Origin of the sequence: Methanococcus vannielii SB (assembly GCF_000017165.1) — an archaeon.
In the GTDB taxonomy this organism is placed as follows: Archaea; AGJL01; Methanococci; order Methanococcales; family Methanococcaceae; genus Methanococcus; species Methanococcus vannielii.
In genome coordinates this window covers 257,937-282,009 of sequence record NC_009634.1, presented here as the reverse complement: position 1 = coordinate 282,009, position 24,073 = coordinate 257,937, and the positions used below count along the sequence as shown (strand labels likewise).

The window sequence follows — 24,073 nt, the reverse complement described above, 5'->3', positions numbered from 1 at the left end:
GAGACTTTGAAAAAATGATAAATCCAATTTATTTAATTATTGCAGACCTTTTAGATAGATACATTGGAGAGCCTCCTGAAAAACTCCATCCTGTTGTTTTTATCGGGAATTTCGTTAAGTTTTTAGAAAAAGTGTTTCCATCAACGCATTCAGTTGAAAAGCTTAAAGATTTAGTTTTTGGATTTATTACGGTATTTTTAACGGTTTTTACCGTATTTTTAATATTTTTTACGCTGGAATTAATTTTAAATTTAATTTCAAATTATTATATTAAATTATTTTCCTATTCTTTAATTCTCTCATTTTCTATTGGCCATAAATCACTTTTAGAATTTTCAAAAGCCCCAATAAAGTACATAATGTCTGGGGATATTAAAAGCGCTAGAAAGTCAGTTCAGCATATCGTAAGTAGGGATACATCAACTTTAGATGAAAAGCACGTAATTTCAGCAGCAGTTGAAAGCTCTTCAGAAAATATTACGGACAGTATAATTGCACCATTAATTTATGCTGCAATTTTTGGGCTTTCGGGTGCATTTATATACCGTGCAGTAAACACAATGGATGCAATGCTAGGTTATAAAAACGAAAAATATCGATATTACGGAAAAACTGCCGCCTATTTAGATGATATTTTAAATTTTATCCCTTCAAGAATTGCCGGAATTTTATTAATAATTTCTGCACCCTTTTACGGTGGAAAAATTGTTCCCGCCATCTATGGATATCTAAAAGAAGGTTTTAAAACACCATCTCCAAATTCGGGATACACAATGGCAGTAATTGCAAACTCGCTTTCAATGGAACTTGAAAAAATAGGTTGTTATAAACTTGGAAAAGGAGAAATTACTGTTTTAAAGGCAGTAAATTCACTAAAAGCAGTTGATTATTCGGTATTACTATTTTTAGTAATTTACATGGTCTTATACTTTAATCTAATATATTAATATAATACTCAATCGAATAATCTAAATTGTTTTAGAAATTTAAAAAAGTTTAATACGCATTTAAAAAAGTTTAAATTATCATTAAAAAAATACTTTTTAAAATCATGGGGCTTAAACATTTTAAAATATTTAAAATGTTCATTAAAATATTTACAAGAATTATTTTCCAATAACTCTTGTAATTTTATATCTATCCATTGCTTCGAAGTATTCTACTTCTGCACCACTTTCAATACCTTCTACATCTTCAGGCATTGGGATTTCCAATGTTTCAAATGATTCCATGTCCATTATTTGAACTTGGTCACCCATAAGTGCTAAAACTTGCCCTTTTCTTTTATCAATAAGGGGTATATCAATTCTTGAACCTGCTGGACCTACGTATTCTTTTTTAACGGGTTCGAAAATACCGACTGCAACCATTCTTACTTTTGCACCGCCGTGTTTTCCAGGTTTTGAGTGTGCAGTATCCATGACTCTACATGCAATACCATCAATAACTACGTACTGACCAACTTTAACCTGACCTAAATCTCCCGGTTTTGTTCCTGCCATTATATCACCATTTTAAACTTGTAGTGTTTTTTTGAGCATATGGCAAATATATTAGTGCCATATAACAATGTAGTCCTGAAAAAAGGCTTTTCAATAATATTGCTTACTAATATATAAAATTATATGGTATTTCATTAGATTAAGTATTTAAAATCAATTTAGCTTTTTAAAAATATATCAAGAACGGTTTATTACTATTTTAAAAAAGGGCGTATAAATGATTTGTAAAATCAGTATTTTGAAAGATAACCTCTTGGAGTAATCATTTTGCCGTTGATAATTTTTGTATTTGAATTTCCAACTATTAATGTAGTGCTCATATCAATATAATCCATATAATAGTCAAGATTTTCCAAAATGCCATTAATTGTAGTTATTTTATACTCTTGTTTGTCTCTTCCTGCATTTTTTACAATTCCAATAACATAATCAATATTCCTATCTTTTGAATAGTCTAAAATAATTTCAAGAGCACTTAAAAAAGGTTCTTTTCTTTTTTTACCTAACGGGTTATAAATTGCCAAAATCATATCGCTTTCAAATGCACAAATTATTCTCTTTAAAATTTTTTCTAAAGGAGTTAATAAATCGCTTAAACTAACAACCGAAAAATCATGGTTTAAGGGGGCCCCTAAAATTGCAGAACAAATACTTGCAGAGGTAATGCCACTTACAACGTTTATTTCAACTTTTTCAAAATTTTTTTCGTTTAATTCAAATGCTAACGATGCCAACCCGTAAATTGTTGCATCACCGTTTGAAACAAGAGCAACAGTTTTATTTTTAGCCTGATTTAATGCATATTCTACTCTTTCAACTTCTTTCGTCATTCCATTTACGTAAATTTCTTTTTGAAATCTTTCGATGTATTCTTTATACCCTTTATAGCATACGATCATATCCACAGAATTAAGAATATTTTCAGCTTCTTTTGTAAAAAACTCTTCGTTTCCAGGCCCAATTCCAATAACATACAACATATTATCACTTGTTCTCAAAAAAATAAATTTCATAAAACATTTCATAAAACAAGACAAAGTTAAATAAATAGTAAATTTAATAAATGGTAGCTTTGTCAGATAGTGCTGATATCGTCATCCCGAAAAAATAGCCTTTAAAGCAGTTAATCCAGTCAGCGGGGGTAACTGTCATCATACAGCTATACTGAAGTTATAAAATTATCAATATAGGCCACCATTGTTACCCAATATAAAATGAAATATGGTTTAACCCTTTATATATTTTTGTCAATTTGAAAATAATAACATCTAAATTAGAAGTACTAATGTTTTAAAAGCAATACTTAAATATTAGTTTAAGTACTGGTTTTAAAACTTCAACCAATAATTTATTAAGAATGATTATTTTATATTATCTTCATCAGAATGAGCTTTAACATGCCCAACATGTGCTAATACATCATGCAAATGTGAATCTAAATCATTTAAGTGGTCTTTAAGATCTTGTAACGCACTACTGCCGCAATCACAGCTTTCAAAGTCTTTAGACATGTGTTCTACATCGCAATGTATGTGTTCTAAATCTTTTTTCAAGTGTTCTATATCGTCTTTAAATAATCCTATAAAAATCGCCTCCTAAGGTCAATGTGGTTATTTTAGCATGCGTTACATTTTTTGAATGAAACACTATTAAACATCCTTAATTTTTTTAAGAATGCTTAAATATTTTAATTGTATTTAACATTTATATGCCTTTCTATTTTATACAAAACAACAGAACTAGTAAGAAATTTTTAAAGTTTCAGGACTTTTAATCACCCACTTTAAGTCAGTACTTTTTAGTAGACTTAACTTTTTAAAAAAGTGTTGCATATACTAAATTCTGCGTTTTAACTGATACAACGTAAATTAAAAGAAAATTTTTTTATTTTAGTATTTTAAAGTTTAAAAACCGTTCCAAATCCCCTTGAAACGTTTCTTCCAATGCCTAAATAATTGGGAATATCAAAATTAATGTAAAATTCCCCCTTAAACCCCGCCATTTCTTGATTTTTGAACTTTACGGGGATTTCTTTTAAATTTATCTTAATTTTCAATGTTTCTTTTATATCATATCCTAGTGATTTTGACATCGAAATAATGTTTCCGATTAAAATTCTTTTAAGAAGTTCTTCTCGATCTATTTCATCTAACTTTTTATAAATTTCTGCATTTTTCTTATTTAATGCCATCCAAGGTGTTTTAAATTGGTATTTTAAAATTTTGTCAATTGTGCCGAAATAAGCTTCTTTTGAAATTATTTCGGTTCTATCTAAGTTGTATTTTGTTTCTTCAATAGTTATTGAATTTTCAAACAGAATTCCTTTCTGTATTAATTCTTTTGAACCTTCATTTAAGCCAATTATAATTGGAATGTTATCGATTATTTTATACTGTATCAAAGGGTACTTGTATACGCTCTTTTCATTATCGTGGTTATGAACCAAAATACTTTCAGGATATTTATTTGCAAAATAACCTCTAATTTTTGAACCATACCTCATTGGGAGATTCAAATCATAATAATTAATTGATAAATAGCTTAATTTCATGATATCGCCTAAAAAAATATTTCGTTTTGTAGATTATCAAGTATGCCCTCTTCCACAGAGTAATTATCAATATTTAAATATTCTAACTCGAATTTATCTACTGATATTAGATTATTTTTTATTTTATCGTATTTTTGAGTATTTATCGAAATTCTATAATTATTTAACGCTCTAAACAAATTTTTAATTTCCAAATTAGAAAAATCTTTTGAATTTTCAAGTTTTTTTAATATTTCATCAGAATTATTGTCTGCATTTATAAAAATATCTTTTTTCCACTCTTCTTTTTTAATAAGTTCAAAATTATCCCTAAATGTTTTAAAATCTAATGATTTTATTGATTTTTGGACATTTTCACCTATTTCATTTAAAGAACGGTTTTGAACTTCCTTAAAATATTTATTATTAACTTCATAAAGTTCTTTTTCATTAATTTCAGTTTCTAAAAGAACGGATTTTGTGCAGTCTAATAAATGATGTGGATAGATATATCCACAGTAAGGCCTTTTTTTATCATCGATTATATTATAAATATAAACTTCACCTTTTTCCCCTAAACCATTTCTATTTGCCCTTCCAGCAGTTTGATTTATAGAATCAAGTGTGGAAAAATCCCTATATACGGTATCCATATCAATATCGATTCCTGCTTCTATAAGCTGTGTTGATACAACAACAGGTTTTTCACCACGTTTATTCATTTTTCTTATTTCATTTATTTTTTCGAGTCGTAATTTTGGATATATCTCTGTTGATAAATAAATACATTTTCGATTAGTTTCTTTCATTAAATACTGATAAACATCTTTTGCAGACTTTACAGTATTCATTACTATTAAAAAACTTTTATCTGAATTTTTAATTGTTTTTTCAAGTAAAATATCTTTATATTCATTTAAAGAAATATTTTTTGACGTATTATTTATTATTTTTATCCGGTTTAGACTTTTAAAGTATTTTTCATTATTTGGTATTAATTCATAAGTATCAAGAAGTATGGGCATTGTTGCAGTCATTAAAATTATATAAACATTATAATTTTTAGACAATATCTCTAAAAACTGCTTTATAAGGGGAAAATACTTTGTTTCAATTGCCTGAACTTCATCAAGAATAATAACTGAATTAGAAAGCGTATGAAACCGATGCATAACGGAATTTTTTCCAGATTTAAATATTGTATTGAAAAACTGTACAAACGTAGTTGTTACAACCTTACTCTGCCAGTTTTCAAAGCAAAATCTTGCATCATATTCTTTAAAATCACTATATTTTATTTCAGTCATAGAATGAAACTTTAAAAGTTCCTCATCGTTTGGATGCCGATTTAAATTATATTCAAGGAGTTTGTATAATTCCGCATAATTTTGATCAATTATACTCATATATGGAAGACAGTATATGATTTGAGAATTTAAATTTTGCTCGTTTTTTAACCTTTCAAGTATTTTAAATGCCGAATAGTATCCGAGCATTGTTTTACCAGTTCCAGTTGGCATATTTATTGAAAAAATTTTATTATTGTTTAAATCAACTTCCTCAAGTTCATATTTTAATTCATTAAACGCATCGTTTCTAATATTAAATACCATATTATTTTCAAAATTTCCAATTTTTTCCACAAATTTCTTTTTTAAATCTTCTTTATATTTTTCAACATATTCTGAAGGTATTGTAACTTTTGGAAGATATGCTTTGTTTAAAATTAACTGTGATTTATCTGCACTTAATAAAATAGAATAGATATACTGGATTTTTATAAAAAGTTCTAAATCGTATTTAATATTAGAAATCTCTTTTCTAAAGTGTTTTTTTATAGAACGTTCATTTAATGAATTTAAAAAGTCAAAAAAATCGTTTAAGTATTTAGAATTTTTTTCAAGCATTTCTGAATAAATTAAATTAACTTCTTCAAAATTATTTTCTAAGATATTTTTTGCTTGTTTTTTTAAAATATCAATATTAAGCAATATTTCATCATTTGCATTTTTCATGCTACCGTGATGTCTTTTTACTATCAAAAATCCAGGTATTTTCCAAAGTTCGGGCAATAACCAGTACGCAAAACACGCAGAAATTTCCCCATGATCTGTAAGTTTACTTTTATTTCCAGTTTTTAACCGGTCTTGAAAAAAAGAAGTGGCCTTTCCAAAATCATGTGCCATACAAATTATTTCAAGTACATCCGTTAAATCTTTGTTAACATTGTGATTTTTATGTAAATTTAAAGCAATATCTCTTACGCCCGTTAAATGGTCATTTAAAGTTTGATCGGGGTGTGAAAAAAGATTAAAAGAAATAGACATTTCTTTCACCGACTTGGTAAATATCCGTGTTGCTGATTTTCCCAAATAATGGGTTTTTTTCAGCAAAAACTATTTTTTCATATTCAATATATTCCCGATTTGAATTATTCTTTACAGGTATTTTATCAGAATACATTTTTGTATTGAGATTAATTTTTGGAAGTATATTTTTTGTTGGAATTATTGTATTTACAAAATCTGCTTTTTCCACTTTTGAAACTTCGAACATTCCTTCATAGTTCATCTTAGCAATGGATTCACTAACGCCCAAATACGGGGTAAATTCCCATTCCCCAACATTTAACTTATCGTTTAATTCGTTTAATTTATTTTCATTCCACATAACATAAAATCGATAATGAGGGCACCTTAAAAATTCAATGTTTGATGGAAAATGGAACATTCCACCAGATACTCCTTCTTTCAAATTTAATAGTTTTACAGATTGTAAATCTTTGTTTATTTCACCAAGTACTTCTATCCCTATTTTCAAATCTTTAGTCTCTTCGTAAAGATCTAGTTTATCAATTCCCACCAAAGCCCCGATAAGTCCTTTTGCTGCAACAGGATGGATACATAGAAATGTAAGTGCTGATGTAGTTGTGTATGGCTTTCTAAATCGCCCATATTCACTTTTAGCACTAAAAACTACTGATTTCATAATATCCCTTTAAATTAAGTTTTCTTCAGCATTTTCTGGCACATTTATTAAGTTAACATTCTTATGTTTATAAATTATAATTTTTTCAATACTTGCTGACTTTTCAAGAGCATATTCTGAAAGTTTACCCAAATTAATAACAACTTGCGAAATATCCCTTAATTCAAGGTCCTGATTTTCATAAGTAATATCAACGTAATTTAATTCCCCATCTAACTTGTTATTATTATAAATTACTTCAATTAACAGTCTAGGCATCTGATTTTTTGAGGTACTCCGGTAATTTTTCAGTCCATTAAGTAATGCATCTTTAAAATCGTTTAAATCATCATCTGAAACATTTATTCCTTGTTTTTCTGCAACTTTGTCATTGTAGACTGCATATGTTTTAAAAAGTGCGTAAGGTGAAATAAATTTAGACCATATGGATGCCTGATCTTTTCCTTCGCCACTTGCATATGCTGCATTTCCTTGCATGAATTTTACATCTGCTTCGTGAACGGATTTGCTCCATGCAATTTGAAGGGGGCCTGTGATATCATATTTTGGCTTTGTAATTACTGCACCAAACAGTTTTACATCGATATACTTTTCCAAAAGATAATTTGGAATTTCTTCGTCTTTTAAGTTATTTTCTGATGCCATTTCTTTAACAATTCCTTGACAAGTCATTACTTTTCCATTTTTGTCAGTTTTTGTCTGTACAAGCACATTTTTTCCATTCGAAATCCAGTGGTCACGAATAAATCTTTTTATCCTAACATCAGAAACCTCAAGTTGCCCTGTGGCTTCATCCTGTCTTGGTTTATTATCATTTAACATATCACCATTTGGATTTGCCATTGTACTATCCCATATTAATAAAAATTCTCTTGAATTTACCATTATTGTTCACCCTCATTGGTTAATGTATCTTCATTTTTTTCTTTTTTACCAATACGTTGTTGCATACCCCAAAAAAATATATATTTGGCTTCATCAGCAGTAGGTAAATTTTTTCCCGTACCAATATATTCTTTAGCCATTATAAGTAGTGAATTTAAAGAATATCCTGAATTTAATGCCCCTCCACTTTTATATTTAATAATTAGGTCAGAACACTTATTTGTAAAGTAAATAAATGTTTTATAATCATATTTTTTACCAAAAAAGAAGTTTTTTTCAAGGTAAGATACATTCGAATCATGATATTTTTTTGAATAATAAATCAAGCTTGAATAAACATTTCCAATTAAAAACCATGCTTTCTTTTGGTTTGTATCAAAAAATTCATTATTTTTTTCAAAAAATTCGTCTATTGTAGCATATACTGTCATTTCATAACCTCCCCCATTATTTTTTGATTTAAAATTCCAACCTTTATTCAAACAGTTGCAATCTACCAAAAAATTATAAACGGAATGAATATTGGCCATAAACCTCCAGTCAGGTATTTTTTTCTGACTAAAATGATTTTTTTGGTAGCTTTTAAGTACTTTATTAAAAAAAAGACTTCTACTGTATTTTTTACCATGAAATATCATATTTAAAAGTCTTTTCGATTCGTTTGAAGAAGTTCCCCCTGCTAAAATGTTCAAAATATCCCTAAGTCTAAAATTATGATTTTCTGAAGAATATTTTTTCTCTAAATCAGATATTAATTTAAATCGAGAAGGTAAAATTCCTCGTATATGGTAAATTATTTTCCATTCAGAACTTGCTTTTGGATCTTCAAAAAAAACTATATCTACAGGTTCATTAAGTCTTCCGAATTCTTCAAATATTTCTTCTTCGGCTGATTTGAGTTTGTTTATAAGTTTTGATTCTGAATGTGTTGAACCGATATTTTCGCCCTTAAAAATTTCGTCGATATCGTTATCGTAGTTATGTGGCAAAATCATTACTTCACTATCTGCCCAATATGTAGATAGATAATCTCTCGTATAATCACGCCCGTGAAGTATATTTAAAAGACACTCTTTACAAATACCAAATGAGAAACCTTTAGTATTTGAATAAATCTCTTTATCGTTAGTATAACAATTATAAATGGCTGTATCATATATAATTTCAGATTTACCACATATGTGGCACTCTTTAGTAAATTTAGTTTTATTTAAGTACGTCTTTTCTATTTCATTGTTAAATTTATCTAAAAAAAGATCTATGGGTTTTTTTCCATCTTTTAAAAAACTAACAATATATGCCTTTGAAGGTGCTATTCTTACTTTTTCAAAAACTTTTTCGGATATGTTTTTCACAAATTCAGTTTTTATGCTTAAAAACTTCAATGAACTCTCTATTTTTTTGTTAATTTTTTCAATGACTTTTTGATCATCTTTAAATTTCTCTATTTTAACGAGTGAACCAACGTGCCCGTTTCCAACTTGATAAAATAACGAATCCCGAAAAACACGTTTATCAAATTCTTTAGATATGACATTGATGCTGTTATTTTTTGTGTCAATATCAACTTCTAAAATTGAATCAAAATCTTTTTCCGGTTTTTGCCAAATATCTATTAGTTCTTTTTCACCATGATTATTTCTTGAAAATTTTCCAATGTTTGAAATAATATCTATCATACTGAACCCCCGTATAAACAAGATATATTATTTAGTTTTAACAATATAATATTATCGGTTTTAATTGGAGGGGATACTATAAAACTAATTATCAACACCCCTGGAACATATATATCAAAATCAGGAACTCGCTTTAAATTAAAAAATGGCGAAAATGTTCAGGAAATCCCTGCAAAAAAGGTAGAACAAATTTTAATTACTTGCCCTTCTTCCATATCTACTGAGGCAATATCCTTGGCAGTTGAAGAAAATATTGATTTAGTACTCTTAAAAATGAATGGAAAACCCGTAGGTAGATTTTGGCATTCAAAGCACGGGAGTATTTCCACAATTAGAAAAAAACAACTTTTGCTTTCTGAAAATGAACTTGGATTAACACTTGTAAAAGAATGGATTTCTAAAAAAATAGAAAATCAGACTGATTTTTTAAAAATAATTGCTATGAACCGAAGAGATGAAAGAAGAGATTTGATTAATGAAAGTATCCTAAAAATGGATGAAAGGAAAAATAAGTTAAATTCATTAACATTCGAACAAAATATTGATGAAATAAGAAATACGATTCAAGGTTATGAGGGTTATTCAAGTAGACTATATTTTGAAATGATTTCAAAAAGTTTACCTGAAAAATATCAATTTAACAAAAGAAGTAGAAATCCTGCAGAGGATTACTTTAACTGCATGTTAAACTACGGCTATGGAATACTTTATTCCCAAATTGAACGTTCATGTATAATTTCCGGACTTGACCCATATATCGGCATTTTGCATGTTGATAATTACAATAGAAAAGCGTTTACTTTTGATTTAATTGAAAAATATCGAATATATATTGACAAAATCATTTTTAAAATGTTTTCAACAAAAAAGATAAAAGATAACTTTTTTGAAGAAATTGAAGGGGGATTTTATTTAGCAAAAGATGGAAAACAAGCGTTAATTTCAGAATACAACCTATTAATTGAGAGTAAGGAAAAATATCGCGGAAAAAATATGGAAATTCAAAATATAATCCAATTAGAATGCCATAATATTGCAAACAGGATTTTAAATGGGTGATCATATGCTTTTATGGGTAATTTACGATATTTCAGATGATAAAATAAGAAGCAAAGTTTCAAAGACATGTTTAAACTATGGATTATACCGCGTTCAAAAAAGCGTATTTTTAGGGGACGTAAATAGCAATGCTCTTGATGAATTAAAAATTATCTTAGAGGATACTATTAATTTAGATATTGATTCAATCTATGTATTTCCAATGAGTAAAGATGAATTAAATAAAGCAGGATTAATTGGCCAAGCGTTTGATAAAGAGTTGGTATCTGATGAAATCGTCTCAAAATTCTTTTAATAATTTTGAAGGATTCAATGAAAATGAATATTACATAACTCCTTCAGAAATGCTTGAATTTTTGTATTGTAAACGATATACCTACTTTATGAATTATTTGGGAATAAGCCAGCATGAAGAAAAACGGTACAAAGTTTTAAAGGGTAGAACAATTCATGAAAAAAAGGAGTTAGAAAATGCGAACTACTTACGTAAAAAAATAAACGTGGTTGACAAAAAAATAAACGTTTCAATGGTTTCGAAAAACTATGGTATTAAAGGGATTGCCGATGAAGTTTTAACACTTTCAAACGGAACCATGGCTTCACTCGATTACAAATTTGCTGAGTACAATGACATAATATATAAAACATATAAAATGCAAACTATAATGTACTCTTTAATGATAGCTGAAACTTTTAATGCAGAAGTTACACAAGGATATATATTATATTGTCGTGGAAAAAATGTCTTAAAAGAAATAGAAGTGAATATAAAAGAAATAAATAAGCTGAATAAATATTTAGAGGAGTTTAAAAAAGTAATGTCTGGACATTACCCAAAATCAGCGTCAAATAAATTAAAATGTATTGATTGTTGTTATAAAAATATTTGTGTAAAATAATTGTTCCTTAAAAATTATAAACTTTAATTTGAGCTTATTTTTTAACATTGGTATCTAAAAAATTCTTAAAAATACGTAATACTTAAAAATAAATCTTTAAAAAGGTATTTTAACATTTTAAATTTATAAAAAGTACAAGTTAGTAAATTAACAAAATAATAATTATTTAATTTAAAAATATTTAGTTACCCAAGTGCATATTTAATTATAACCTTTTATTATGTGCCTAAATTACAAAATAAATGTATATTACTTATCAATAATTTTTGTTGATAAAATGGTTCGAAACATATTTATACGTGGGAATTTAATAAGTTACATTGCAAATTATGCTTTGAATTTTACATCATCTGTAAAAGAGCATAATGCATTAGAACAAGCATTGAAACTCATATATATAGTTATGCTTTTATAAAAAAATAGTCGTAAAAGAGCATAATGCATTAGAACAAGCATTGAAACGTATAACGCAGTTGCCCCCAAATTACTTTTGATTACCTGTGTAAAAGAGCATAATGCATTAGAACAAGCATTGAAACATACTCAAAATCTTACATATTAACTCCAATCGTTTCGTAAAAGAGCATAATGCATTAGAACAAGCATTGAAACAGATATGCAGTTATTAAAAGTTAAATTTTTCGGCCGTAAAAGAGCATAATGCATTAGAACAAGCATTGAAACTACTTAGTGTAGATAACTATATATAGTAAGTAATGTAAAAGAGCATAATGCATTAGAACAAGCATTGAAACCATTAACTATCTTGAAGAAAATGCAAAAATTGAAAGTAAAAGAGCATAATGCATTAGAACAAGCATTGAAACGTATTAATTCAACAAATGAAATACAAAGACAGGATAGTAAAAGAGCATAATGCATTAGAACAAGCATTGAAACTTTTGACCCGATATTATAATATAATATTATATATCGGTAAAAGAGCATAATGCATTAGAACAAGCATTGAAACACGTTCAGTCGGGAGGGGAAGGCATCACATACAACGTAAAAGAGCATAATGCATTAGAACAAGCATTGAAACCCAATCATCGCAGTAGCAGTAATCATGCTTGGAGCAGGTAAAAGAGCATAATGCATTAGAACAAGCATTGAAACACGGAACGTCAATGGCAGGAATTGCATCAACAAGTAAAAGAGCATAATGCATTAGAACAAGCATTGAAACTCCCTTCTTTTTGATTGTTTTTATGTATTCTCACTGTAAAAGAGCATAATGCATTAGAACAAGCATTGAAACCTCTGCTAGTTATAGTAATAGTTGGGGTAGAATAAAGTAAAAGAGCATAATGCATTAGAACAAGCATTGAAACCTGATTTGGGAATCGCAGAAGTAGTTGACAATGAAGTAAAAGAGCATAATGCATTAGAACAAGCATTGAAACTCCCTTCTTTTTGATTGTTTTTATGTATTCTCACTGTAAAAGAGCATAATGCATTAGAACAAGCATTGAAACTTCAATTATATAATAGTCTTCTATCCTTTGTAGTAGTAAAAGAGCATAATGCATTAGAACAAGCATTGAAACAATATTCTATCGAAAATAGAAATAATAAAAAAGTGATGTAAAAGAGCATAATGCATTAGAACAAGCATTGAAACTGTAATCCCTTTTATCATATCCTTTATCTTTTAGTAGTAAAAGAGCATAATGCATTAGAACAAGCATTGAAACCTTATTATTTCATAATGTATTTTATCGAATTGTTTTTGTAAAAGAGCATAATGCATTAGAACAAGCATTGAAACTAGTATAATAGATAATATATTATTATAAAATAATGTAAAAGAGCATAATGCATTAGAACAAGCATTGAAACAATTTAAAATTGTTTTCACCATATAAATTAAAAGCGGTAAAAGAGCATAATGCATTAGAACAAGCATTGAAACTCAATTAGAGATATCGTAAAAAAACATTTTGGGTAAAAGAGCATAATGCATTAGAACAAGCATTGAAACAGACGAAATCCTAACGACGAAAAAACAATAATAGAAGTAAAAGAGCATAATGCATTAGAACAAGCATTGAAACCGTATTGACTTAGCACCTGAAATCAAATTAAAAGAGTCAATGTAAAAGAGCATAATGCATTAGAACAAGCATTGAAACAACTTAAAATGTGTGGTTGTCGACGAGATTAGTGATGTAAAAGAGCATAATGCATTAGAACAAGCATTGAAACTGCTGGAATGAATAAATTTATCAGAATTCCTTACAGTGTAAAAGAGCATAATGCATTAGAACAAGCATTGAAACATTTCACCATTAATCGACAATTCAGTAAGTATTTTTTCAAGTAAAAGAGCATAATGCATTAGAACAAGCATTGAAACATTATTTCAGTTGCTTTTTTTCCAGCATAGTGATCTAGTAAAAGAGCATAATGCATTAGAACAAGCATTGAAACTCAAGTCCTGATCCAGATCATGACCTTCAGGAATTGGAGTAAAAGAGCATAATGCATTAGAACAAGCATTGAAACGAATCCGGTAGCTTACATAATGGTGAATTAGAATCAGTAAAAGAGCATAATGCATTAGAACAAGCATTGAAACTCAATATCGTTCATGTTCTCACTATTTTTGTTAAATGTAAAAGAGCATAATGCATTAGAACAAGCATTGAAACTTAAGATAAATCTGGGTCCCGACCCGGTGATCTTGTAAAAGAGCATAATGCATTAGAACAAGCATTGAAACTATCATCATAATTAAGACATGTTTTTACCATATTCAAAAGTAAAAGAGCATAATGCATTAGAACAAGCATTGAAACAAGGTGTTATATTATGCAAGAACTCACAAACAACGAGTAAAAGAGCATAATGCATTAGAACAAGCATTGAAACTATATAGAGAACGTATTAGTTCTGAATAATCGATTGTAAAAGAGCATAATGCATTAGAACAAGCATTGAAACTATAATACCATACCTCGAAAAAATTTGAAAAATCTGAGGTAAAAGAGCATAATGCATTAGAACAAGCATTGAAACACAAATTATTGGTCTATTATGTCGTGTGAATAATTGTAAAAGAGCATAATGCATTAGAACAAGCATTGAAACTAAAAAAAACTATGGACCTGTAACAATCGAACAAAGGTAAAAGAGCATAATGCATTAGAACAAGCATTGAAACCAAGAGTTGGGTCTACTTCAACAGTCTCGTTATCGTGTAAAAGAGCATAATGCATTAGAACAAGCATTGAAACTAACTTTTTTCCCATAGTAAGCAACAGCCGAGTTGGGTAAAAGAGCATAATGCATTAGAACAAGCATTGAAACGCTTCTTCTTCAATAATTTCTACCATTTCCACATCTGTAAAAGAGCATAATGCATTAGAACAAGCATTGAAACATTTTAATTGATTTTTTAACTACAATTAAAATAGGGTAAAAGAGCATAATGCATTAGAACAAGCATTGAAACGTCATTATCGCCCCCTTTCAATCAATAATAAGTAAAGTAAAAGAGCATAATGCATTAGAACAAGCATTGAAACAGAATAACGGTTGAGTCACCATCTCTAGCTCCTCTTCTGTAAAAGAGCATAATGCATTAGAACAAGCATTGAAACAAGAAAACTTTAATAAATATTGCTAAATTGTGAAAAAGTAAAAGAGCATAATGCATTAGAACAAGCATTGAAACTATAGTAATATTCACATATTATAAATTGTAAAATAGTAAAAGAGCATAATGCATTAGAACAAGCATTGAAACAGTCAGCCCCCCTAAGGTCTGCACCCTCTAGGTTTGTTGTAAAAGAGCATAATGCATTAGAACAAGCATTGAAACGAGCATATCAAATTAATATTTTAGCAAAAGATATAGAGTAAAAGAGCATAATGCATTAGAACAAGCATTGAAACTTTTCCGGTTACCTACTGTGCAAATAATATCTTGGTAGTAAAAGAGCATAATGCATTAGAACAAGCATTGAAACATATGGATTCTATGTGCTGAGCTTCTGTAATATTTGTAAAAGAGCATAATGCATTAGAACAAGCATTGAAACAGTCATATGATACTAGTTTTTTAAGGGATACTAAATAGTAGTAAAAGAGCATAATGCATTAGAACAAGCATTGAAACTGTAGTCCCTTTTATCATATCCTTTATCTTTTAAGGTAAAAGAGCATAATGCATTAGAACAAGCATTGAAACATAAAGAAAACTTTAATTGAGGGATCAACATGAAAAGTAAAAGAGCATAATGCATTAGAACAAGCATTGAAACATGGCTTTAAACTTTTTATCTTTATTTTGCATAAATAGGTAAAAGAGCATAATGCATTAGAACAAGCATTGAAACACGACTCAGATATTATATATACTGAGTACGGCCAAATGTAAAAGAGCATAATGCATTAGAACAAGCATTGAAACGTGTCGAAAGATTTGCATTCGAGATTACTGAAGGGGCATGTAAAAGAGCATAATGCATTAGAACAAGCATTGAAACTATCCTGCTTCAACAGTTACACTTTGAACCGATAAGTAAAAGAGCATAATGCATTAGAACAAGCATTGAAACTCCGAATATGTAGATTTTCAAGAACTAGAAGTTCAGGTAAAAGAGCATAATGCATTAGAACAAGCATTGAAACATGTCTGAAAAAGACAGTTAAGGCATAGTTTGTCTGAGTAAAAGAGCATAATGCATTAGAACAAGCATTGAAACACGCTTTGTAATTCTTTCTTGCCATTGCTTTTTGAACTGTAAAAGAGCATAATGCATTAGAACAAGCATTGAAACCCAAGTGAGTACTTCGGAAAAAAACTACTATTCGATGTAAAAGAGCATAATGCATTAGAACAAGCATTGAAACATTTCTCATCTGTGATGTTTGCCATTGCATTATTCTTGTAAAAGAGCATAATGCATTAGAACAAGCATTGAAACACAAGGAAAAACTCGTTTAAATTACAGCAATTAACTGTAAAAGAGCATAATGCATTAGAACAAGCATTGAAACTTAAACTCAAAATTGATACAGGATACGTTGATTCAGTAAAAGAGCATAATGCATTAGAACAAGCATTGAAACACTTCACAATAAAAGAAATGGAAAAACATGAAGGGTAAAAGAGCATAATGCATTAGAACAAGCATTGAAACCTGCGTGGAAAATCAGTTGAATAACTGATCTTTCGTCTGTAAAAGAGCATAATGCATTAGAACAAGCATTGAAACATCGCTACGGAGGTAAAATTATTCCTATGTGATATTTGTAAAAGAGCATAATGCATTAGAACAAGCATTGAAACATAATTATCAAATAATCATTATCTTTTTTGGAGTGGTGTAAAAGAGCATAATGCATTAGAACAAGCATTGAAACACAACACTTGAAAGTGGTGCAATGTGTGAAGACTGTATCGTAAAAGAGCATAATGCATTAGAACAAGCATTGAAACAAAGATGACTTATATCGAGAGAATGTTGAAGGAGTAGTAAAAGAGCATAATGCATTAGAACAAGCATTGAAACATGAAGTACTGTGCCAATTCATATGGATTTTCACTGGTAAAAGAGCATAATGCATTAGAACAAGCATTGAAACACGAGGGCATTCTAACCAATGAAGAAATTAATTTATGGTAAAAGAGCATAATGCATTAGAACAAGCATTGAAACTATTGATTTTAAAGCGGAAGTAGAAACATTGACAGAGTAAAAGAGCATAATGCATTAGAACAAGCATTGAAACGAAATAAAACAGAGGGATAGTATAGCAACTACAAAGTAAAAGAGCATAATGCATTAGAACAAGCATTGAAACCAAAACCCTTAATATTCGATACTGATTTACTGATTGTAAAAGAGCATAATGCATTAGAACAAGCATTGAAACTATCATCCCTTTTATCATATCCTTTATCTTTTAAGAGTAAAAGAGCATAATGCATTAGAACAAGCATTGAAACACATCCCACACTTGAGATTGGTTCCCCTCATATCGAACGTAAAAGAGCATAATGCATTAGAACAAGCATTGAAACATAATTATGAAAATATACCAAAAAGAGATGGATGAAACTGTAAAAGAGCATAATGCATTAGAACAAGCATTGAAACTAATATCATATAATTTATAAAATCCGGTTCCAAGTAAAAGAGCATAATGCATTAGAACAAGCATTGAAACTCACACTTTTTAAAGTGTGTTAAAAATAGAACTATAGTAAAAGAGCATAATGCATTAGAACAAGCATTGAAACGTATAATAATCTTTTAATTTCATCTTGACAAAGAATTGAGTAAAAGAGCATAATGCATTAGAACAAGCATTGAAACTAATGGTTTTTAATGTATACCGTTTATCAATTCTGGAGTAAAAGAGCATAATGCATTAGAACAAGCATTGAAACTATAGAGAAAATGTTGAAGGAGTACAAAACATTATCGGTGTAAAAGAGCATAATGCATTAGAACAAGCATTGAAACCATTACAACAATGGCACAACCCAACACATAGAAACGTAAAAGAGCATAATGCATTAGAACAAGCATTGAAACCCAATCATCGCAGTAGCAGTAATCATGCTTGGAGCAGGTAAAAGAGCATAATGCATTAGAACAAGCATTGAAACACGGAACGTCAATGGCAGGAATTGCATCAACAAGTAAAAGAGCATAATGCATTAGAACAAGCATTGAAACTTATTCATCGCTGCAGCAGACACGTACTACATCACGTAGTAAAAGAGCATAATGCATTAGAACAAGCATTGAAACCTCTGCTAGTTATAGTAATAGTTGGGGTAGAATAAAGTAAAAGAGCATAATGCATTAGAACAAGCATTGAAACCTGATTTGGGAATCGCAGAAGTAGTTGACAATGAAGTAAAAGAGCATAATGCATTAGAACAAGCATTGAAACATTCATACTTGCAGGATTAACAGTAGGTGTTTTCCAGGTAAAAGAGCATAATGCATTAGAACAAGCATTGAAACAAGCCGATACATTGGATTTTTCCGGTATCGTCGGAGTAAAAGAGCATAATGCATTAGAACAAGCATTGAAACATTCGGATATTCTCCATATGCATAGCATAAGCCTGGCCAGGTAAAAGAGCATAATGCATTAGAACAAGCATTGAAACGGTATCTTACCCGAAGCACCAGTTCTCTGAATTGTAGTAAAAGAGCATAATGCATTAGAACAAGCATTGAAACGTATCTCTTTCAGTTGAAACAAGGAAAAAAAGACAGTAAAAGAGCATAATGCATTAGAACAAGCATTGAAACCAGACATTACGGAACTTTCAACGAACACCTATAGAAGTAAAAGAGCATAATGCATTAGAACAAGCATTGAAACAAATATCTGATTTTGGAACCGCAAACGGCGTAACAGTAAAAGAGCATAATGCATTAGAACAAGCATTGAAACTGATGGAACTATAAATTTAGGTACTTACGATTCTGGTAAAAGAGCATAATGCATTAGAACAAGCATTGAAACACGAGTGCGAGCCATTACATAATAGGATATTAGATAGGTAAAAGAGCATAATGCATTAGAACAAGCATTGAAACTTGTATAATACGACTCATTAGTACTTGCTTCATTGGGTAAAAGAGCATAATGCATTAGAACAAGCATTGAAACCTATTGAGTCGACAGCCTGTGCAACTTCCTTAATGGGTAAAAGAGCATAATGCATTAGAACAGACATAAACTCGTAAGCCGATAAGTACTGTATAATAGAAAAATGGTGAAAGAGATTGATAAGATTCGCCCTCAGACAAGGAATATCCTTCAAGAACCGATTTGGGACAGAGAGGGCATACTCCTTATCAATTAATACAAAATATGGAATATTAAGGATTTATCACTGGCTGTTATAGATTTTGCAAACAGTTGGTTGGTGGAAAATCATTACGATGTTGCATTTTTTATCTATTAGTTTGATATGATTCTCGGATACGAGTCTTTGTGGAACAGTATTAAAATAATAGTTTTCTTTCAAATATTTTTTTGTTATGGGAAACATTTTTAAAATTAAAAAAACGCCCTCTTGACCACCTATTTTATATATTGAACCATCTTTATTTCGTATAATGTGATATCCGTCACAAAACCCTCTTTTTTCCACTTAACGTTCTATCTTAGGTTCATATGTTTTGATTTTAGTAGATAACGGAATTAACCAAGGTAATCCTGTTTTTTTATCTTCAACGGATAGTAAAAAGGCCTACATTCTAATTTATTGTCCATAAACTGACAATTTAGAAAATTTTTATAATCTGTGAAAAACTCGTCTTTAACGGTATAAAAATAGTTTTCTGATACTATCATGATTTATCCTGATTAGTAAATATGTTGTGATATCCAGCTCCGACCCGCATTTTATTAGTCGGATTACGGGTTACCGACAGAAAGATCCGGCCCGCATTTTATTAGTCGGATTACGGGTTACCGACAGAATGCTGGATATCACTAGTTATGTACAAGTATAGACTTGTTTTGAAACTATAAATATATTTTAGTTAAATTTTAAGTTTAGACTGAATGAGCCCTTAATTCAAACGATTATTCCTTGTGAAAATTTATAAATTAATTATCCATTTGATAGATCATTCAATAATTTTAAACCTTTTTTAGTAATTCGATATTTTTGTTTTGAACTTGTTATTTTATCAGGAATTGTTAATTCAATTAAGTTATTTTCCAATAAATTTGAAATTGCCTGTTTGAATCGTTTAGTTCTAGACTTCAACCCTATTTCAGACAATATTTCCGAACTCGACATTTCAATATCTTTTACTACGAGTAGTATTTCATCTTCAGCCCGGGTCTTGACTTGGGTCTTGACTTGGGTCTTAGCTTGGGTCTTTTTTATATCCTCAATAAATTCTGGATGAATTCTTAGCCGGGCGATAAATTGTGTTCTTTCATCATCAGTTATAAATTCAGGTTCCGGGGATCCATTGTTTTTTAAAGCATGTCTTATCTTCCTAAAACCTGTATTTTTACCTTCTGTAAGTTTAAATTCTTTTAAAAAGTCACCAATTCGCCTATTTCTATACCTTTTAGAAATAACAATATCATCATTAAGATTATATTTATTTAGTGGTGGAAGTGGTCCCGGATAACTTATTATATCAATTCGATCCGTTTCAATTCTAATTTCAATTGGTGCATCGATTTCGTAACTTTTATGATATACTGCGTTTACGAGTGCTTCTTCAATTGCTTCAAAGGGATAAGAATAAATTCGTTTTGATTCTGCGATTCCCGGGATTTTTTGAACTCTTTCACGAATTGCTATGCTTTTTATATAATTTAGTGAAAGCCGTATCTGTGAAACCAAATCTCCATCAAACACATCTTCATCAAATTTATCGCCAATTTCATCGTAAAATACAGTAACTTCAATCCACGGTGTTTTGATGAATTTTTTAGGATTTGTTGAAAAAAAGCAGTAAACCAATGTTTTTTGGTTTCAAATATTCTTTTGGCCCATCTACGATATTTAGGCTTTTACATAACTCTTCAAATTTCAAAATTTCTGGATCAAGATTAGAATTTATTTCTTTTAAATATTGTTTAATTAAATGTAAATTTAAATCATTAATTGACGCTTTATGGTTTATCTGATCATCATATGGAATTTGATTAGACATTCCAATTAATTCTTTTTCATCTTCATGTTTTGCGATAACAGTTGATGAGTTTCGCCTGATGTAATATTTATATTCTGAATTTTTACCGAGACTTGTTGGTGCCTTATATGGTCTTGCAGGACCTCCAGGGCAGGCTATAACCAATACTGTCTTATTTTTGTAAATTATGGGTTCTACTACTGGAAAATATGGATAATGGATTTTATTGGATAAACCAATCATTTTTTTCAAAATAGTATCAATTTCAGAAGGATTTACTCCGATAACTTCTTTTGTTTTGTCGTGAATCCCGATTATAATATATCCGCCGCCCCAATTGTTAAAATCATTTGCAAATGCACACATTGTATGCATAACATCCTCTGGATTAAATCCCCGTTTTAATTCTAACCGTTCTTCTTCGATTAAATTAGTTTCAAGTAATTGAGATATTGGGATAGGCAGCATTTTTTAAGTCCCCAAAAGTATTCCCCTTATTAAATCTTAAAATCTATTATTTTAATGAATATATAAAAAGTCTTCTTTTAATGTCGATTTAATAGTAAAAAAGCGAATTTATTTAAAGAATTTGGCAGTATTTACTCTCTTTTCGGATATTCGATTAATTAATCCTTTTTAATTTCTAATCTAATCTTTCAAGAGGGGTTGTTTAGTTGAATTTTGAATAAATCCCGTATTTATTTATTTATTTATTTATTTATTTATTTTTAAAATCCTCAAAATTTAAAATTATAAATCATATTTAATTAACCGAAAAATTTATATAGTATATTCATTATCAATACATATGAAAACTTGACAATATCTAGGAGGTTTTTAAAAATGGCATTGAAACCATACGGTGAAAGAATATTGGTAAAACCCATAGAAATTGAAGAAAAGACAGCAGGCGGAATTATTATTCCAAACTCTTCGAAGGAAAAATCAAATATTGGTACAATAGTTGCTGTTTCAGATAGTGAAAAAGTAAAAGATTTTAAAATTGGTCAAAAAATAGTATTTTCAAAATATTCTGGAACAGAATTCAATGAAGATAACCAAAAATACATTATAATAAAAATTGAAGACGTTTTAGCGTTTATTGAATAATCTGGTCAAGGTGATAATATGGCTAAAATTATAAAATTTAATGAAGAAGCAAGAAAAAAATTGGAAAACGGTGTGGACGTATTATCAAATACTGTAAAAGTTACCCTTGGACCAAAGGGCAGAAACGTAGTTATTGAAAAATCATACGGTTCCCCACTTATTACAAACGATGGGGTTACAATAGCAAAAGAGATTGAATTAGAGGATCCTTTTGAAAACATGGGTGCTCAACTCATAAAAGAAGTTGCAACCAAAGCAAATGACGTTGCAGGTGACGGTACAACAACTGCAACAGTTCTTGCACAGGCAATGGTAAAAGAAGGATTAAAAATGATAACTGCTGGTTCAAATCCGGTATTTGTTAAAAGAGGAATTGAAAAAGCAACAAAAAAAGCAGTGTCCATTCTAGAAACTAAATCTAAAAAAATAGCTGGAAACAGTGAAATTGCACAAGTTGCATCAATTTCTGCTGGGGATGAAGAAATCGGAAATTTAATTGCAAAAGCAATGGAAAAAGTAGGGGAAAATGGGGTTATAACTGTTGAAGAAGCAAAATCTCTTGAAACTACTCTTGAGGTAGTTGAAGGAATGCAGTTTGATAAGGGATACATTTCTTCATACCTTGTAACTGATCCAGAGAGAATGACTGCTGAATTGGATGACCCATATATCTTGATAACCGATAAAAAAATTTCAAACATGAAAGAAATTTTACCAGTTTTAGAAGCAACAGCAAGGTCTTCAAGACCCTTATTGATTATTGCGGAGGATATTGAAGGGGATGTATTAACAACACTTGTGGTTAATAAGTTAAGAGGAACATTAAATGTTGTGGGCGTAAAAGCACCTTACTTTGGAGATAAGCGAATAGGTGCCCTTGAAGACATTGCAATTTTAACTAGTTCACAGGTAATTTCTAAAGATAAAGGAATGGAACTTGAAAAAGTTGATATTTCAAGTTTAGGTTCAGCAAAAAAAGTCAAAGTTACAAAGGACAATACATTAATTATTGGAGGAATTGGAAAAGAAAAAGACATTACTTCAAGAATTAGCCAGATAAAAACCCAAATATCATCAACAACCTCAGAATATGAAAAAGATTCTTTAAAAGAAAGGCTTGCAAAACTTTCAGGCGGAGTTGCAGTTATAAAAGTAGGTTCAGCAACTGAAACTGAATTAAAAGAGAAGAAATTGCGAATAGAAGATGCATTAAATGCAACAAAAGCAGCAATTGAAGAAGGAATCGTTTCTGGTGGTGGAACTGTATTAATTGAAATTTTAAAAGAGATGGAATCATTCGAACTTTCTGGTGAAGAGAGGATTGGTGTAAATATTGTTAAAAAAGCACTAACTGCGCCATTAAAACAGATTGCTGAAAACGCAGGATTAGAAGGAAGCATTGTAGTTGAAAAAGTTAAAAATGCAGAATCAGGAATTGGATTTGATGCTGCAAAAGAAGAATATGTGGATATGATTAAATCAGGAATAATAGATCCAGCAAAAGTTACAAGAAGTGCACTACAAAATTCTGCATCAGTTGCAGCATTAGTATTGACTACGGAAGCAATAATTGTGGATAAACCAAAAAAAGAAGAATCAGACACTCCAAATATGCCAATGATGATGTAATTTCAAATTTTATTTAATTTTTTTATTCTTTAATTATAAATTCAAACAAAAAGTTCTATTTTTGCATTTGCTGACAAAATATCATTTAAATATAATTTAGAGTCCCTCAGCATATTTTACTTCATTTAATATGAATTTTTAACAGTTT

Annotated in this window: 16 protein-coding genes and 1 CRISPR repeat array; of the genes, 6 read left to right on the top strand and 10 right to left on the bottom strand. The window is 29.6% G+C overall.

Annotated features, from left to right (window positions below; all coding sequences use genetic code 11):
• Positions 1-14: 14 nt before the first annotated feature.
• Positions 15-947: an adenosylcobinamide-phosphate synthase CbiB gene (gene cbiB / locus MEVAN_RS01220; protein WP_011972050.1), complete on the top strand. Its 933-nt coding sequence runs from the start codon at positions 15-17 to the stop codon at positions 945-947.
• Positions 948-1,106: 159 nt separating this feature from the next.
• On the opposite strand, the gene MEVAN_RS01215 is transcribed toward cbiB, so the two are convergent.
• The 8 genes from MEVAN_RS01215 to MEVAN_RS01185 all read right to left on the bottom strand — a co-directional run bounded on the left by MEVAN_RS01215 (position 1,107) and on the right by MEVAN_RS01185 (position 9,584).
• On the bottom strand, positions 1,107-1,502 hold the full coding sequence (locus MEVAN_RS01215; RefSeq protein WP_011972049.1) for a translation initiation factor IF-5A: 396 nt from the start codon (positions 1,500-1,502) through the stop codon (positions 1,107-1,109).
• 230 nt (positions 1,503-1,732) lie between these two features.
• A complete protein-coding gene (gene cobJ / locus MEVAN_RS01210) occupies positions 1,733-2,482 on the bottom strand; it encodes a precorrin-3B C(17)-methyltransferase (RefSeq protein ID WP_011972048.1) in 750 nt (249 codons plus the stop codon).
• A gap of 381 nt (positions 2,483-2,863) precedes the next feature.
• Positions 2,864-3,013 carry a hypothetical protein gene (locus MEVAN_RS08870; RefSeq protein WP_156769200.1) on the bottom strand — a complete coding sequence of 50 codons (150 nt, stop codon included), beginning with the start codon at positions 3,011-3,013 and terminating at the stop codon, positions 2,864-2,866.
• Between the two features lie 386 nt (positions 3,014-3,399).
• Positions 3,400-4,053, bottom strand: coding sequence for a CRISPR-associated endonuclease Cas6 (locus tag MEVAN_RS01205; RefSeq protein ID WP_011972046.1), 654 nt, complete (start codon positions 4,051-4,053; stop codon positions 3,400-3,402).
• Positions 4,054-4,061: 8 nt separating this feature from the next.
• The gene (locus MEVAN_RS01200) at positions 4,062-6,359 is read right to left on the bottom strand and encodes a CRISPR-associated helicase/endonuclease Cas3 (protein WP_011972045.1); all 2,298 of its coding nucleotides are present in this window, start codon (positions 6,357-6,359) and stop codon (positions 4,062-4,064) included.
• Complete coding sequence (gene cas5b / locus MEVAN_RS01195) at positions 6,343-7,020, bottom strand: type I-B CRISPR-associated protein Cas5b (RefSeq protein WP_011972044.1); 678 nt, start codon at positions 7,018-7,020, stop codon at positions 6,343-6,345. Before cas5b ends, MEVAN_RS01200 begins: the two co-directional genes overlap by 17 nt.
• A gap of 9 nt (positions 7,021-7,029) precedes the next feature.
• Complete coding sequence (gene cas7b / locus MEVAN_RS01190) at positions 7,030-7,905, bottom strand: type I-B CRISPR-associated protein Cas7/Csh2 (RefSeq protein WP_011972043.1); 876 nt, start codon at positions 7,903-7,905, stop codon at positions 7,030-7,032.
• The gene (locus MEVAN_RS01185) at positions 7,905-9,584 is read right to left on the bottom strand and encodes a TIGR02556 family CRISPR-associated protein (RefSeq protein ID WP_011972042.1); all 1,680 of its coding nucleotides are present in this window, start codon (positions 9,582-9,584) and stop codon (positions 7,905-7,907) included. The genes cas7b and MEVAN_RS01185 overlap by 1 nt, the downstream gene beginning before the upstream one ends.
• Positions 9,585-9,608: 24 nt before the next feature.
• Between MEVAN_RS01185 and cas1 the strand changes: the two genes are divergently transcribed.
• The 3 genes from cas1 to cas4 are packed head-to-tail and all read left to right on the top strand — an operon-like array spanning position 9,609 to position 11,542.
• Positions 9,609-10,643: a CRISPR-associated endonuclease Cas1 gene (cas1, locus tag MEVAN_RS01180; RefSeq protein WP_332247291.1), complete on the top strand. Its 1,035-nt coding sequence runs from the start codon at positions 9,609-9,611 to the stop codon at positions 10,641-10,643.
• Between the two features lie 4 nt (positions 10,644-10,647).
• Positions 10,648-10,938, top strand: a complete 291-nt coding sequence (gene cas2, locus MEVAN_RS01175) for a CRISPR-associated endonuclease Cas2 (protein ID WP_011972040.1) — start codon at positions 10,648-10,650, stop codon at positions 10,936-10,938.
• On the top strand, positions 10,913-11,542 hold the full coding sequence (cas4, locus tag MEVAN_RS01170) for a CRISPR-associated protein Cas4 (RefSeq protein ID WP_011972039.1): 630 nt from the start codon (positions 10,913-10,915) through the stop codon (positions 11,540-11,542). The genes cas2 and cas4 overlap by 26 nt, the downstream gene beginning before the upstream one ends.
• A 352-nt stretch (positions 11,543-11,894) precedes the next feature.
• Positions 11,895-19,262: direct repeats of the CRISPR family, unit length 37 nt; unit sequence GTAAAAGAGCATAATGCATTAGAACAAGCATTGAAAC.
• A gap of 879 nt (positions 19,263-20,141) precedes the next feature.
• On the opposite strand, the gene MEVAN_RS08795 is transcribed toward cas4, so the two are convergent.
• Complete coding sequence (locus tag MEVAN_RS08795; protein ID WP_052290592.1) at positions 20,142-21,014, bottom strand: ATP-binding protein; 873 nt, start codon at positions 21,012-21,014, stop codon at positions 20,142-20,144.
• The gene (locus MEVAN_RS08790; RefSeq protein ID WP_052290593.1) at positions 20,983-21,654 is read right to left on the bottom strand and encodes an AlbA family DNA-binding domain-containing protein; all 672 of its coding nucleotides are present in this window, start codon (positions 21,652-21,654) and stop codon (positions 20,983-20,985) included. The genes MEVAN_RS08795 and MEVAN_RS08790 overlap by 32 nt, the downstream gene beginning before the upstream one ends.
• 375 nt (positions 21,655-22,029) lie before the next feature.
• Between MEVAN_RS08790 and MEVAN_RS01160 the strand changes: the two genes are divergently transcribed.
• Positions 22,030-22,296 (top strand): co-chaperone GroES, encoded by a 267-nt coding sequence (locus MEVAN_RS01160; RefSeq protein WP_011972038.1) that lies wholly within the window; start codon positions 22,030-22,032, stop codon positions 22,294-22,296.
• Positions 22,297-22,314: 18 nt separating this feature from the next.
• Positions 22,315-23,925, top strand: a complete 1,611-nt coding sequence (gene groL / locus MEVAN_RS01155; RefSeq protein WP_011972037.1) for a chaperonin GroEL — start codon at positions 22,315-22,317, stop codon at positions 23,923-23,925.
• The last annotated feature ends 148 nt before the right edge of the window (positions 23,926-24,073 follow it).